The following is a 14,327-nucleotide window of genomic DNA, read 5'->3' on the forward strand; positions in this document are numbered from 1 at the left end:
AATTGCCAAATGGATGGCGATGTCAAACCGCCAGCAGGTTCAACAACAGCAACTCATGGCGCAGCTGGTCAAGATCCAGTCGACCATGCTGCTGCAATACCTGCCGCCCCAGCAACGTGAAGGTGGGGAGGAGGCAGAATGACAGACTTAGTTTCCGCCTCTGGCGATGAACGCATTGTGATTTTTGATGTCGGTTTTGGTGCGCCAGTCAGGCATGTCATTGCAGCCACCAGTGAAAATGTTGCGCCTCTTAACATAGGTGCAATTCCAACCATTAAGCTGGTTCCATGGTTGTGCCTTCGCGCCTGGTGGCAGGATCGAACGATAGGCGTCTTTCCACACATCATAAACCAGACGCAGGTCATGACCACGTTTGATCAGATCACCCTGCGGGTGATTGGCAAGCTTTTGCAAAACCTCCTCGCGAGTGCCTGCGATCAGATCCTGATTGGCCTCATACGCAGGCATCACCTGATCCCATTCCTTATCGAAATCGCTGCCGGTTTGGATCTGGGTCCACACAGACACCGCGTACTCCCAATCCAAATAGTCGCCTTTGTTCAGCGCAACGCCAAGCGAGTTAGCGTGCGCTGTCCCATTCGGCAGAAAGGACAACAACCCGATGAGTGGTAGAACAAACACTAGTACCGATCTGATGTGCCTGACCTGCGACGTGGTGACGGAGTATGTCGATCTGGCAAACAGCTTCACCCAAAACCTGAGCAGTGTGCTGCTCGATCCCATGTGGTTCATCTATCTCTCCGTCGTTGGTCTATGGATCGTCATTCATGGCGGCAAGATGATCATGGGTAAGGGCGATCTGATTGGATTCGCTCATGAATTCGCGTTCATCACTATAGCCGGTCTGCTGCTTGGCGGGCAAGGGCCTACTCTCGTAAATTCCATCTATCAGATGGCTTTATCAACGATGGGTAGTGCTGCGGGTGTGGTTCTGTCTGCTGGGATGGAAGGTGGTATCGCAAGCGCCAAAATTCCTGGCGAGGCCTCTTCGCTGGGCGGCATGGCACAACTGGTCTTTGTCGCCGAACGAGGCTTAATGGTTGTCTTGCGGATTGCCTTTGAGATTTGGGCATCAATCTCGCTAGGCAACCTGATGGCCGGTGTTTACGGCGTACTTCTCGCCCTGCCCTATATCATCCTGATCATTGTCTATTTCAGTCAGGTCGTCGTTAGCATTTTCCGCGTGATGATGTTTTCGGCCCTCTCCCCGATCCTGATGCTCGCCCTTGGGTTTGGCTGGGGTCGTGGCATGGCCATTACCGGCATTCGCACAGTGTTTGCCGCCTTCATGGTGCTGTTTGGTTCAACACTGGCTCTGGCATTGTGCCTCTATGGTGCGGCCTCGCTTGATATCCAGAACACCGAAAACGTTCGCGAAATTACGTCTATCGACAATCCCGGTCTGTGGGTCGCCATCGTCCTTGGCTGGATGGGCACGGCCTTTATGGCCGAAGCAACAGGCATGGCCAACTCGATTGCCGGATCTCAACTGACCAATCAGGCGGCTGCCGTTATCACCGCAGGCATGACCGCAACCGGTCTTACGGTCCTGAACCACGCCAAACAGTTCGCACCTTCTGGCCTTAAGACTGCGGGCAATGCCCTTGCTGCAGGCGCAAAAGGGTTTGGAATGGGACAAGCTGCTGCCGGAGATCCCGCTGGCGCATTGAATGCGGCCAAAGGTCAATTTGGTCGGTTTGGTTCAGCCTTTGAGGCCCATCGCCAAAGCGTCATGGAACGGCTCAAAACCCCGACATTTGATCGGGGAGACAAGTCATGACCCGTTTCAAACAGTTCTTGCGTGATGCCTTCCTAATGATCCTCGCCCTTCCGATGGTGCTACTTTGGCTCGCCATCCTGACGGGCATGTTCTCCCCCGAAAGCCTGATTGTCTTCGTCATGGCACTTCGTGAAGTCGATGCTGCCCAGCTTGCCGGTTTGATGCGCAGTGCCGTCCATATCTGGATCGCGCTTTCCATCGTCCTTGCCCTTGCCAGACTTGTTCTTGGGCTAGGCGCTTCATCCTCCCCAATCGTCCCCAATCAGAAAGGATCGCAGCCATGCGCCTGATCCCCAAACACCTCGTCCCAATGCTTTGCCTTGCCGTTTTTCTGTCCGGCTGTGTCTCCGTTTCAAAAGACCGCGAGATCCCCAAAGACGGGACTGGAACTGATGAGATGAAACTCAGCCCCTGCGTTTGCGAGCCTGTTGATTTCAATGGAGAGGGTTTCTCATGGCTTGGCTAGGGCGCATCGGCAAACGCGATAACGGGCGCAAGTCGATGGTCAAAGCAACCTCACCGCATAAAGCCACCGTCGCTGCAGATCCGTTCAGCTTTCAGGCCAGCCATCGCAGGCTCGCCTGGATGCTGCGGCTGTCTGCCGGAACCAACATTGTGCTTGGCGCTGGCGTGGTCGTTCTGGTGCAAACCGTTGCGCATCTCGTACCGCTCAAGGAAACCGAGATTGCCCTGATCCGGACCTATGGCCCGGATGATCGCACTTATGTTGTCGAACCGGTCAGCAAGAAGGTCGAAGGTTTTGAAGTCTTCCTTGAAGCCCAGGCCAAGCGTTTCGTTCTGATCACCAACGAGATTGATCCAGTCACACAGCAAGAGCGCCAGCGCGAAGCATCAAGACTGTCTGATGCCAGCTTTTGGGAACGCTTCAAGCGCGAGCGGATCGATAGTGGCCTGATCTCTGAGGCCCTTGAAAAAGGCATCGAGCGCGAAGTCCGGATTGTCTCCATCGATCCCATCGCCACCTTGTCATCGGATCATAAATACGCGGTCGATTTCATCCAGATCGACCATCGTCGCGGCAACGAGATCTCGCGCAAAAACTTGCGCGCTTATCTGACGCTGGCCACCCGCCCGCAAAACGTCTCCGAAGCCGACAAATACACCAATCCCTTTGGCGTCACCGTGCTCGACATGGTGCTTAGAGAAAGAGGTGCTTCATGAAACGCCTGATCAAACTTGTTTTCCATCTCGTCTTTGGCGGCCTGATTTTGGCCGTCCTCATTCTTGGCTATCAGCGCGCCAATGCGCAGACCGCTGCCCGCCCACCGATGCCGGGACAATCGCAGCAACCGTTTTCTGATGGGGCTTCTGCAACTCAACAAACCACACCTGCAATGCCCGTCCCCGATAGCGTGGTTGATCAGGCCCGTGATCAGAATGAGGGTTACTTTAGTGCAATGAGCCGCCCGCGCACCAGCGGGCAGGTTCAGGATGTTTGGGATCAGACCGATCCTGAGGATGCGGTTTACAGCACAGATCTGTGCGATGATTGCACTTATAAAATCCGCACCCGCGAGTTCATGGTCACCGTGCTTGAGCTGCCACGTGGCGAACAGATTGAAGCCGTCGATCTTGGTGATGATGGCGGCTTCTCTGTCAAACCACGTGGGGAACGCCGTCTTGCAGTCCGCCCCAGCGGCTACGGCTATGACACCTCACTGGTCGTCTATGGCAAGTCCGGTGCGATCTATCCGTTCTATCTGCGTGCCGAGAGTTTCAACTCGGTCAATGTGCCCGATCTGATTGTGCGTATTGAAGGATCCGTTCTGATCGATAGCGATCCGGCTGTCCCCGGCTTTGCCGGGGTTTTGGACGACACAGGGAAACCGACCCTTCCAGCGATGTCTGTTCCAGGGCAAGGCAATAAGTCAGTTGCTATCGACAATGCGATTGCCGGACTGAGCGAGACCAATCCCGGCACGCCCACCGGTGACTTTGTTGCACAATCCCCGTTCGATCCAAACGCCCTGCATGGCTGGGGTGAATATGATCTCTGGGGCGACGAGACGCTCCGCCCGGAAACCGTCTTCCGTGATGATCACTTCACCTATATCCGCTTTGGCAAACGTTGGAAGGATATCGAACTGCCAACCGCCTATGTGGTGGTCGATGGCATAGATGAGCTGGTCAATACCCGTGTGCAGGGCGAGACCTACATCATTGAAAGCACCCGCCCGCTGATCACGCTCAAAAGCGGTCAAAGCTTCCTATGCATTGAATATACCGGGGAAGGCGCATGAGTGCATTTTGCGATGTCGCTCTGGTGCTTGGCCTGACCTTTGGTGGCGTGTGTACCGAACCAGTGGTCAATGAACCGCCAACCTTGCCAGCCGACGATCCCTCGGTCTGGGCACTTCCGGCACCGCCGCCACCGGCACCAGCAGCACCTGCCCCGGCGATGCCGCCAATCATCATCAAGGAAGCAAAACCGGAACCAAAGCCTGCTCCGGCTCCTGAACCCGCCCCTCAACCTGAGCCGGTTCCCGAACCACCTGCACCGGATCCCTATCGCACGGCATTGGAGGCCGCTTGGCAACATCGCGTTTCCTTGTCGTCAGACTGGGGCAACCCGGCATGGCAGTCTTCTGATATGGCTGGTGTTTCAAGCCCTGCCGCCCTGCCGCACATGGCCACACCTGCCGCACTCGATCCGCTCGATCTGCCGGTCAGTGATGACGAGAAAGCCGACTATGAAGGCCCGCGTCGGACGTCCACGCTTCCGGTTGATAACAGCCGCATCATTACGGCAGATCGCTATATCACCGTGATCCTTGAAACCGGGATCAACAGTCAGGTTGGCGGCGATGCAACTGGAACCGTGATCGTCCAGTCGGCGCGTGATGTCTATGGCTATCACGGGCGCAATGTCCTGATCCCCAAAGGATCCCGGCTGATCTGCAACTATGATCCGCCCAAAGATATGGGCAGTTCGCGCCTGTCGATTGCCTGTGAACGCATCCTGATTGCTGGACATCGGGCCGAGATCCGCCAACTCGCCTCCCCCATCGGTGACATTCAGGGCCGCCAAGGGGCCGCTGGCGAAGTGGATCGCCGCTTCTGGGAGCGCTATGGCACCGCCTTCATGCTGACCGGGATTTCGACGGCTGTGCGCTATGCCGCCGCGACAACAAAATCAGAAGAAAGCGAAGGCGAAGGCGAAGTCGCAACTGCGGCAGTCGAGAAAGCTGCCGAAGAACTCTCGACCCGCTTTGGCGAAATCAGCGCCAGCGTCCTTGAAGAGACGCTCTCGCTGCAACCCATCATCACCATCCCCCAAGGCACCCGCCTTCAGATCCGTCCGGCAACGGACTGGTACATCGCAAATGTGGAGTAAAAGCATGAACAAACGAACCCTTTGGTGTTTGCTCCTGTCGTCCTGTCTTGTCTCACCCGCACTGGCGCAGTTGACCGAGCCAGATACAACCTTCCCACAAGCCGAGCCCGGCATCGAGGAAATGGTGCGCAAGGTGAATATTGTCACCCGCGCCAAAACCCGTACCGCCGTCTCGCAAAACGAACCGATGGCCATTGATCTTGGCTTGGTCGATGTACCTGGTGCGTCCCCTAAACTGACCGAAGGTGTCACCGCAAAGGCCTATGCCCGCTATGTCACCTTTGAGGACAATTTGATCGCGCAATTGGTGCTAACCGGCGTTGAAAAAGACGGCAAATCCGAACCGCTCGATTCAAACGATTTTGTCGCCCAGTTCAATATGGATAGCCCCGAGCTTGATCCGGCTTCGCCTGTCACCATCGAAGGCAATCAGGAAGCCCTGATTGCCGCCCTTGAGCGTTTGAATGATGTCGAGGAAGAAGATGGCAAGGAAGAGAAAGAAACCGAAACGGCAGAAGCCGATACCGGTGCCTCAAACACTGTCGGATCGAATGCGTCAAAGAATGCCGATGCAGCCGGGTATTCAACACCTTCAGCCCTTGATGTTGCGGAAGATACCAGCACGCCCACCGTGCGCGTGACGACAGAAGGCTGCAACATTCGCGTTGATCTGGCCCAGCTTGTTGCTGTCCAGCAAAGCCGGGTGGAAACCACCGAAGACGGAAATGTGAGCGCGGGGACCTGTGAGGATGGTGCAGATCGGTATCCGCTGGATCGCAGTTACTCGGTCTGTGGTGACACCATTGATATGGAAACCCGTCAGGCAACTGCACAGTATCTGCTGTATTACACCGATGGCGGCGGCAATCGTCAGGAAGTCACCGACTGTCTGAAGGACGAAGACAAGGTCTTTGACATTACCGAGAAGACCTCGGCCTGCTCGGTCTATCTTGACTATAACGAGATGATGGCCGTCCCGCAGGCGTCCCTTGTCTATGTCAATGCCAGCAACAATGAAGTCCAGGTCAGAAGCTGCGAACCTTCAGAGGAGCTGGCGGCTGTTCCGCTGGTCTCGGTCACCGATGGCTGTTCGATCCGGCATGATTTTGCCGCTGGCCGATCCTATCAGACCGGTCGCCATATCTATGAGCTGAACGGTACGACCTGGCAGGCAGATGCCTGCTCGGACAATGGCACCGAATATCCGCATGAAACGGTTTACAAAAACGCTGCTGGACAAGAAGTCTGTGCGCCAATCATTAATCAGGCGGCTGCCACGGTCACCCGCCAAAGCCGCAAACAGATCGTGGTCAACGGGGTTGAGCAATTCATCACCGAATGCAAACCCGATAGCACCAATATCGCCATCCAGTCGACGATTGATGGCTGTGACAGTCCGTCATTCTGGAACCACGATTTGGCGGCTGGCGTCAGCTATGGTCGCGAGCGGTTTTACTATCTGCTCGATGGCATCCCGCAATATGTCTCTGAATGCCAGGACAGCGAGATTGCCTACCCGCATCATGTCGAGACCACCGGCTGGCAAAACCATGATGACCAGTTGTTCTCCTATCGGCTGACCACGGTCTATATCGAAGGCACGCCGAAAGGCCGTTACAACATCAAGACCAGTGAAGTTCTGCCGGGCGAACCGCAGACAGCCTATGTATATGATGGTCAGGGACCGAAAGCCAATGGTGACATCTGGTACGAGGACTGCACCCGGTTTGAAGGGCGCGACCTTGTAAACACCTACAAACGGCCCGATGGGACGACTTACGGCCTGAAAGTCGATGAAGCGACACCGGCCAATCTGGGGAATGTGTGCAGTGCGACGGTCCAATGGGCAGATCCAACGCATTCAAGCTGGACTGCACCACAGAACCATACTGGCGGACCATGCGGCAATGCGTCGGGCACCGTCACTGTCCGGGTTGGCGGTTCTGACGGTTATAACGAAAATCGCACGGTCTATAACTCTAATCACTGCAATTACACGGCAGCAGTTGGCACCCGGACGACAGTTCGCGAAGATGGCGAAACAATCGGCGAGCCAAGCAGCAAGACCTGCACCACGCTCTCTGCACAAAGCTCAATCCATCAGAAGCGTTCCGGTAACGATTACTGGACGCTCTATGAGCCGAACAAATACAACTACCCTGCACATACCGACAGCATAAAAAGCGGTTGCATGGGCAGCTGGGGGTGGTGGTAATGAACGCCCTATCCCCCAATCCCCTGTTTGAGAAGATCCTCGGCCCTCTGGCCACCTATTACGGCGATCTCTCAACCGTCGAAATCCGCATGAACCGCCCGCACCGCGTCGTTACCGAACGGCGCGGGGAAGGCAAGCGCGAGATCGAGGATCCCGCCCTTACCTTGGCCGCCGTCGAGCGGATTGCGATCAGCCTCGCCAACCAGCGCGGTCTGAAGTTCAATCCCGATGACAATCCAAAGCTCTCCTGCATCCTGCCCGGCAATCATCGTTGCGAGATCCTGGTTGGTGCATCGGTCAGGTCGCATCTGAGCCTCGCGATCCGCTGCAAACATCCCTTCACCCCGTCATGGCAACAAGCCGGGGTCACACCAGCCATCCGCGACTATTTGATCAACAAGGTCGCAAGTGACGCCAACATGATCATCAGTGGCGCGACCAACACCGGCAAGACGACCTTGCTCAATATGTTGCTCGCCACCATTGATCCAGCGCGGCGCGTTCTGGCCATCGAGGACACCCCGGAACTGCATATCGAGCAGTTCTGGGATGGCAATGGCCTGATTGCAGCCCGTGAGGCCGGAACGGGCAGCGGCATGGTCGGCTGGCGCGAGATCTATGATCACCTGATGAGGATCACGCCCGACCATATCCTGTTTGGCGAGATCAGCACCCAGAACGCCTTTGCCGCACTGGCAGCCCTTAATTCCGGTGTCACCGGCTTTATGTGCACCATCCATGCCGAAAGCCCCTGGCAGGCCATTCACCGCAAGTTCGATCAGAACATCGCCTGGGCGGGTGAGACCATGCCGCGTGTGCCGGAGTTTCTCGCTGAACTGGTTGATGTCGTCGTCCAGATCAAACGCAACACCGATGGCTGGCGGCGGATCACCGATATCTGGGAGCCCCGCAATGACCGCTATGTGCTCAAAGACGGCAAGGAGATGTTGTCATGACAGCGATTTATCGCGTGACACTCCCCATCATCCTGCTTGCCATGATCACTGCCATTCTCTGGCAATGGCATCTGGCTGTTGGCTTTGACGCGCTTGATCTGCGCTGGTGGCAATGGTCACTGGATGCTGCCACCCACCCGGCTGGCCTTCCCGATGAAATGCTCTATCCAGCTCTTTGGATAGGCATCACAGGGTTGCTTTCAATGTTCGGCGTGCTGGCGCTGGCCGCACGGGCCAATAACAGCACGCTCAAGGGCAACCGCAAAGGCGACGAACTGCATGGCTCGGCCCGTTGGGCAAAACTGAAGGATCTCAAGAAAGCGCGCCTGTTTCGTAAGGACGGGGTTGTCATCGGTGGCTGGCCATCCTGGTTTGGCCGGATCCGTGAATTGCGCCATGACGGGCCCGAGCATGTCTTGGTCTGGGCTCCAACCCGTACCGGCAAGGGGGTGAGCCTAATCCTATCAACCTTGCTCAGTTGGCGCGAAAGCATTCTCTGTCTTGATATCAAAGGCGAGAACTTTGCCAAGACTGGCGGCTGGCTTGCCAGCATTGGTCATCGGGTATTGCGGTTTGAACCTGCCGCACCGTCGGGCTCGGCACGGTTTAATCCGCTGGCCGAAGTCCGGATCGACAGCGAACAGGATATTGCCGACTGTCAGAACATTGCCGCAATGATCATTGATCCGGACGGCAAGGGCATGTCGGGGAATTACTGGCGCGAGGAAGGCTGGGGCTGGCTCTCAGTCGTATTGCTCCATGTCATCTATCGCGTAAGACGCGATGAAAACCGGATCGCCTGCTTTGATGATGTGAACATCTTCCTTTCCGGTATCACCGGACAACCAAGCGAAGACGGCCAGGCGGAACAAGCTGATGATAATTTCGAGCATATCCTTGCCGAAATGGCCGCCTTCGATCATGGAAAAGCCCATGTAAACAAGGAAGTCCGGCGCGGGGCTAACAGCATGATGATCAAGGCCCCGCAAGAACGTTCTGGCGTGCATTCGACCGCCAAAACACAGCTCACCGTCTTTGCCGATCCGATCATTGCCCGCAATACCGCAACCAGTGACTTCCGACTTCATGATCTGATGAATGGTGAAGCGCCAATGGCACTGTTCCTTGTCGTTTCACCTGCAGACAAGGATCGCTTGAGACCCCTGCTGCGCATCATCCTCAATCTCTTTATGCGTCGTCTGACCGAACGCATGGAGTTTGGATCTGGCCAAACGCTCGCCGGATACAAGCACCGCCTGCTTCTGATGCTTGATGAGTTCACCTCCATCGGCAAGTTGGAGATATTCGAGGAATCACTGGCCTTCATGGCGGGCTATGGCCTCAAGGCCATGATCATCGTTCAGAACACCGAACAGCTCTTCAAGCATTATGGGCGTGATGAATCGATCATGGCCAACTGCAAGATCCGGGTCGCTTTCACGCCAAACAAGCTCGAAACCGCCAAGCTGCTCTCGGACATGACCGGTAAGGCAACCATCGTCCAGAAACGCCGATCGCGCTCTGGCCGAATGGGAGATCTTGGATCGGTCTCGGACAATCTGGCCGAAACCTCCCGCCCGCTTCTCACCCCTGATGAATGTATGCGCCTGCAGATCATTGATACCGAGGGACGCAAACCGGTTCCCGGCGATGCCCTGATCTTTGTCGCCGGTCTGCCGCCCATTCTTGGCCGTCAAAAACTCTATTTCCTGGATCGCGAGCTTTCCCGCCGTTCGCGTATGACGCCGCCCCAAATGGCGATCTCTTCCAAGCCTTCTGCCACTCTCAAAGGAACCAACCCATGAAGTCACCCAACACACCTATCGACAACACCACCACTTCTGCCGGTCTTGATGACCAGGACTATCTCGCGCTTGCCTCTTCCATGATCAATGCCGAAAGCCTCACCGGCCCGGTGCCGGTAGATCCGGACATTGCTGATGCCATGGGCGCTTTTAGCGAAGACGCGCTGTCTTCCGATGACGCACTCGACAGTCATTTTGACGGGATCGATCCAACCGCTGATGCGGAGGGCGCGAACCATGGCTGAGAAGAAGAAAAGCTATCGCGATCAGGTGGTCGAAGAACTGCTCGGCCATATCGAAGCAGGTACAGCGCCCTGGCAAAAGCCTTGGGAACCGGGAAAGGTGCGTATGGCCCCGTTCAATCCGATCTCAGGCAAGGACTATCGCGGCATCAATGCCCTTTGGCTTGAAATGCGCGGGCGCTCCGATCCGCGCTGGATGACCTATCGCCAAGCTGCGGCGCAGGACGCGCAAGTCCGCAAGGGCGAAAAAGGCACCATGATCGAATATTGGAAATGGTCTGAGCGCGAGAAGGTGCTCGATGACAACGGTAAGCCGGTTCTGGACGACAAGGGGGTCGCCAAAACCCGCGACGTAAGGCTGGACCGTCCCCGGGTGTTTCATGCGGTCGTCTTCAATGCCGAACAGATCGACGGCCTTGCCCCCTATATCGCGCCTGAACCGACCTTCAGCCCGGTCGAACGCGCCGAACAGATCCTCAAACAAGGCAATGTGCCGATCTTCCATGATCAGAATGACCGGGCCTTTTACCGGAGCTCAACAGATCAGATCCACATGCCCCATCAGGCCGCGTTTAAGGGCCAGTATGAATATTACGCCACGGCGCTTCATGAGCTTGGCCATGCCACCGGTCATGGATCACGCATGGCCCGCGAGTTCGGGCCGTTTGGCTCGGAAGTTTACGCCAAGGAAGAACTGCGTGCAGAGATCGCCAGCTACATGCTGACCACCGAGCTTGGCCTTGGCCATTACCCCGAACGTCATGCCGCCTATGTCGGCTCCTGGATGAAAGCCATCAAGGAAGACCGCAATGCGTTGTTCACTGCTGCGCGGGATGCAGAGAACATCCGCACCTGGATCATGGAGCCCGAGATGCGCCAGTCCCTTACCCCGATCAAACAACAAAGTGCAGAGAAATCTCAATCTCAGTCTGTGTCAAAGCAGCAATCCTTTGTCGATAGCATGGCCGAAAAGCGCCAACGCGCCATCGAGAAGATGTTTGAGAACCATCCTTCCGCACATCCGACACTCTGGGCCATGCGGATACAGGATTCATTGGTGCTGACCGGTTCACGACAAGACACCGAATTGTTGCCCGCCGACCAGTTCAAGGAACGGTTGCTGTCCTCTGATCTGTCCACCGATCATCTGGTTCGGTTCCTTCGGCAATCTGCCGAGATGGCGAACTGGAACAATATGGCCTATTCGATCCTGGGACCGGACGGGGATCATAAAAACTTTGCTTCTTTGGCGGAGCGTTTTGGCAAAATTGACTGGTCCTCAGACAATAACGGCCCCTCCGATCCGCAACAGCAAAGTGTGACTGGCAAAAACGCGGTTCTGACAGATCTCGCAGCTGAGGCCGCACGATCTCCGAAACATCAAGAGTTGCTGTCCGCCCTTTGGGATATTGATGGTCCGCAAACGCAAGGATCTGGACAAAAGCCTGATTGGCACATTCCGGCTCAGCAAAGAGCTGATGGATTGCTACGACGCCTGACAACGCCATTTGATCCGAAGGCAAATCTCAAACCTGAGCAAGATCAGCATCTGGCTCCGGATCAGAAGGAAGCAACGACAAGCCTTTCTCAAGTATCTGCTGCCAAACGCATCTATCTCAATGTGCCATTCAGCGAAAAGAATGAGGCCAAGGCGCTCGGGGCAAAATGGGATCGCCGGGCCAAGGCATGGTACGCACGAGATGATATGGAGCTTGCCCCATTCAAGCGCTGGCAGGAAACCAAAGCCAAAACCCCTGAGCCCAAGATCAACCCGGAACAGGAATTTGCCCAAGCGTTGAAGGAAAACGGCCTGATCCTCGATGGTCCCCCAACCATGGATGGTAAGTGGCACCGGGTTGCGGTCGAAGGAGATCGCAAGGGCCAGAAAAGTGGCTCCTATCGCGGGTTCCTTGAAGGTCTCCCGGCAGGCAACATCACCAATTACAAATCCGGTCAGGATCCGGTCAAATGGGTGGCCACCGGCACCAAGGTCGATCCCAAGGAACTGGAACAGGCCAGAGCCGAAGCGGCTGCACGCAAGGCAGCCCAGGAACAGGAACTCCGTGCCCAATATCGGGCAGTGGCCAAGCGGGCCTACGGGATTTTCCAGAATGCTGAACCGGCTCCGGCCAATCACCCCTATCTGCAGAACAAACAAGTACCTGCTGGCGATCTGCGAATTGACCAGTCCGGAAACCTTCTGATGCCGATGGCCAATGAAAAAGGCTTTATCGAGAACATCCAGACCATCCATCCCGATGGCACCAAGATGTATCTCAAGGACGGCAAAAAACGCGGCTTGATGCATGTCATCGAAGGCGATCCCAAAGGCCCGATGATCGTGACAGAAGGCTATTCCACCGGCCAAAGCCTGCATCTGGCGAGTGGGTTGACGGTTGTGGTTGCACTTGATTCCGGCAACCTCGCCCCCGTGGCTGAGGCTCTTCACAAAAAGCATCCGGATCGCGCCCTGGTAATTGCCGCCGATGACGACCACGCCAAACAGATCAATGCCGGGGTCAAGGGAGCCGAGCGGGCATCTGAGCTTACCGGCGCGAACATCCTGCGTCCGGATCTGAGTGACGAGGAAAAGGCTAAGGGCCTGACCGACTTTAACGACATCCATCGGGAACGCGGGCTTGAGGCGCTGAAACGGCTTGTCTCCGACCAGTTGGGTCTCACCAAGCCGAAAGCCAAAACCAGAACACGGGGACGCGAGCAGCAGGCTGCCAGCTTGGCGGTCTGATCCCCGAATGCCGGTGGCGCGATGCACGCCACCGGCACCTTTTTCTATTCACCAGTTCACCAGGAGAACGCCTCATGACCGAACAGCATGTGAAGGACATTTTTGAAAAGCGCGCCAATCTTGAAGGGGCTCAGGACCTTGATTGCAACGTGTGCGGCCCGGCATTGGTCTTCGCCCTGCAGGCAGGCGAAAACACCTTCTCGCTTGATCTGCCAACCCTCCTGCAATGCCTCCACCTTGCCGAGCAGAAGGCGTCTGTCCCCAAGCTGGGGGCCGCATGGTGGAACAGCGTTATAAACCATTATAACATCGGTTCTTCCCTCCGTGAGACCGTCGCCGGGAGATCAGATAATGCACGTCTATAAATTGCAGGCGCAGACAATCGACGAGAAAGAGATCGAGCGCACCGCCTTTGAACGCGACACCAGAAAACTTGAGCCCTGGTATCAGGTCACCGGTGATAAACAGCGCGAATATGCCGTATGTCCGGCCTGCGACAATCCGATCCGTCTGGTGGGGCTTTATGAAGAGCTTCCTCATACCGATCGCCCCTATGGTCGCCACACAGGCAAACCGGTTACCGGATTTGATTATTTCAATGCCGATAATTTTGAATGGTGTCCCTATGTGCGCAAGAACCAGAGCAAAGGCAGCAGTCGCAAACGCGGCATGGAGGGCATTTCTCTCAAGATCCTTGGCATCGTTCTGACCCAGTTTGATCGGGTGATTTACATCATTCGCAAAGAGACCGGCATCTGGATCTCGCCCAAAATTGCACTCGCCATGCTGGAAAACTGGATTGAAGCAGATGGCTATCGCTTCCACGATGCGACCCTGCGGAACATCCCCTGGATGTTTGCCTATCGCTCCAAAGGGCTCTCGATCTTCGGGCAAAAGATCAGCAAGGGACAGGACGAACTGCGTCAGGCCATCATCGACGGCATTCCCCATGCCCGTTTTGATGAAAAAGGCCGGATTGCAAAAGGTGATCAGTTTTATGAAGTGACCTGGTGCTTTGTTGATTACCGTCGCAAGACCGAAGACGACAGCCTGATCGAGATGGTCGAGTTTGAAGTCTGTGATGGGGATCGCAACGTGGTGTTCGCCAAAACCATCACCTTTGATCCAAGGTATTTTGCAAACCTGATCAATTACAGCAATCCCGACAAGCGGGAGCCGCATCTCATCGCAAAGGCCAAAGAGGTCT

General features: G+C 55.9%; 13 protein-coding genes. 12 read left to right on the top strand and 1 reads right to left on the bottom strand.

Going from position 1 to position 14,327, the window contains the following annotated elements; genetic code table 11:
- Window positions 1-147: 147 nt before the first annotated feature.
- Complete coding sequence (locus AUQ42_RS05110; protein ID WP_156480839.1) at window positions 148-642, bottom strand: hypothetical protein; 495 nt, start codon at window positions 640-642, stop codon at window positions 148-150.
- On the opposite strand from AUQ42_RS05110, the gene AUQ42_RS05115 reads away from it, so the two are divergent.
- The 12 genes from AUQ42_RS05115 to AUQ42_RS05170 all read left to right on the top strand — a co-directional run.
- Window positions 623-1,801 carry a hypothetical protein gene (locus AUQ42_RS05115; RefSeq protein WP_231856685.1) on the top strand — a complete coding sequence of 393 codons (1,179 nt, stop codon included), beginning with the start codon at window positions 623-625 and terminating at the stop codon, window positions 1,799-1,801. The genes AUQ42_RS05110 and AUQ42_RS05115 overlap by 20 nt on opposite strands.
- Window positions 1,798-2,091: a hypothetical protein gene (locus tag AUQ42_RS05120; RefSeq protein ID WP_068518033.1), complete on the top strand. Its 294-nt coding sequence runs from the start codon at window positions 1,798-1,800 to the stop codon at window positions 2,089-2,091. Before AUQ42_RS05115 ends, AUQ42_RS05120 begins: the two co-directional genes overlap by 4 nt.
- 163 nt (window positions 2,092-2,254) lie before the next feature.
- Entirely contained in the window at window positions 2,255-2,983 is a 729-nt protein-coding gene (locus AUQ42_RS05125) for a type IV secretion system protein (protein ID WP_068518034.1), read from the top strand.
- Complete coding sequence (locus tag AUQ42_RS05130) at window positions 2,980-4,062, top strand: TrbG/VirB9 family P-type conjugative transfer protein (RefSeq protein ID WP_068518035.1); 1,083 nt, start codon at window positions 2,980-2,982, stop codon at window positions 4,060-4,062. Before AUQ42_RS05125 ends, AUQ42_RS05130 begins: the two co-directional genes overlap by 4 nt.
- Window positions 4,059-5,156, top strand: coding sequence for a TrbI/VirB10 family protein (locus tag AUQ42_RS05135; protein WP_068518036.1), 1,098 nt, complete (start codon window positions 4,059-4,061; stop codon window positions 5,154-5,156). The genes AUQ42_RS05130 and AUQ42_RS05135 overlap by 4 nt, the downstream gene beginning before the upstream one ends.
- A gap of 4 nt (window positions 5,157-5,160) precedes the next feature.
- Window positions 5,161-7,371: a hypothetical protein gene (locus AUQ42_RS05140; RefSeq protein WP_068518037.1), complete on the top strand. Its 2,211-nt coding sequence runs from the start codon at window positions 5,161-5,163 to the stop codon at window positions 7,369-7,371.
- Window positions 7,371-8,327 (top strand): ATPase, T2SS/T4P/T4SS family, encoded by a 957-nt coding sequence (locus tag AUQ42_RS05145; protein ID WP_068518038.1) that lies wholly within the window; start codon window positions 7,371-7,373, stop codon window positions 8,325-8,327. Before AUQ42_RS05140 ends, AUQ42_RS05145 begins: the two co-directional genes overlap by 1 nt.
- The gene (locus tag AUQ42_RS05150) at window positions 8,324-10,132 is read left to right on the top strand and encodes a type IV secretory system conjugative DNA transfer family protein (RefSeq protein ID WP_068518039.1); all 1,809 of its coding nucleotides are present in this window, start codon (window positions 8,324-8,326) and stop codon (window positions 10,130-10,132) included. The genes AUQ42_RS05145 and AUQ42_RS05150 overlap by 4 nt, the downstream gene beginning before the upstream one ends.
- A complete protein-coding gene (locus AUQ42_RS05155) occupies window positions 10,129-10,377 on the top strand; it encodes a hypothetical protein (protein ID WP_068518040.1) in 249 nt (82 codons plus the stop codon). Before AUQ42_RS05150 ends, AUQ42_RS05155 begins: the two co-directional genes overlap by 4 nt.
- Window positions 10,370-13,120: a zincin-like metallopeptidase domain-containing protein gene (locus AUQ42_RS05160; protein WP_068518041.1), complete on the top strand. Its 2,751-nt coding sequence runs from the start codon at window positions 10,370-10,372 to the stop codon at window positions 13,118-13,120. Before AUQ42_RS05155 ends, AUQ42_RS05160 begins: the two co-directional genes overlap by 8 nt.
- A gap of 74 nt (window positions 13,121-13,194) precedes the next feature.
- Complete coding sequence (locus AUQ42_RS05165) at window positions 13,195-13,485, top strand: hypothetical protein (protein ID WP_068518042.1); 291 nt, start codon at window positions 13,195-13,197, stop codon at window positions 13,483-13,485.
- Window positions 13,472-14,327, top strand: an 856-nt coding sequence (locus AUQ42_RS05170; protein ID WP_068518043.1) for a hypothetical protein, incomplete at its 3' end; no start/stop codon positions are given. The genes AUQ42_RS05165 and AUQ42_RS05170, both read left to right, overlap by 14 nt.

The sequence above is a fragment of the Thalassospira sp. MCCC 1A02491 genome (genome assembly GCF_001613785.1).
Classification (GTDB): Bacteria; Pseudomonadota; Alphaproteobacteria; order Rhodospirillales; family Thalassospiraceae; genus Thalassospira; species Thalassospira povalilytica.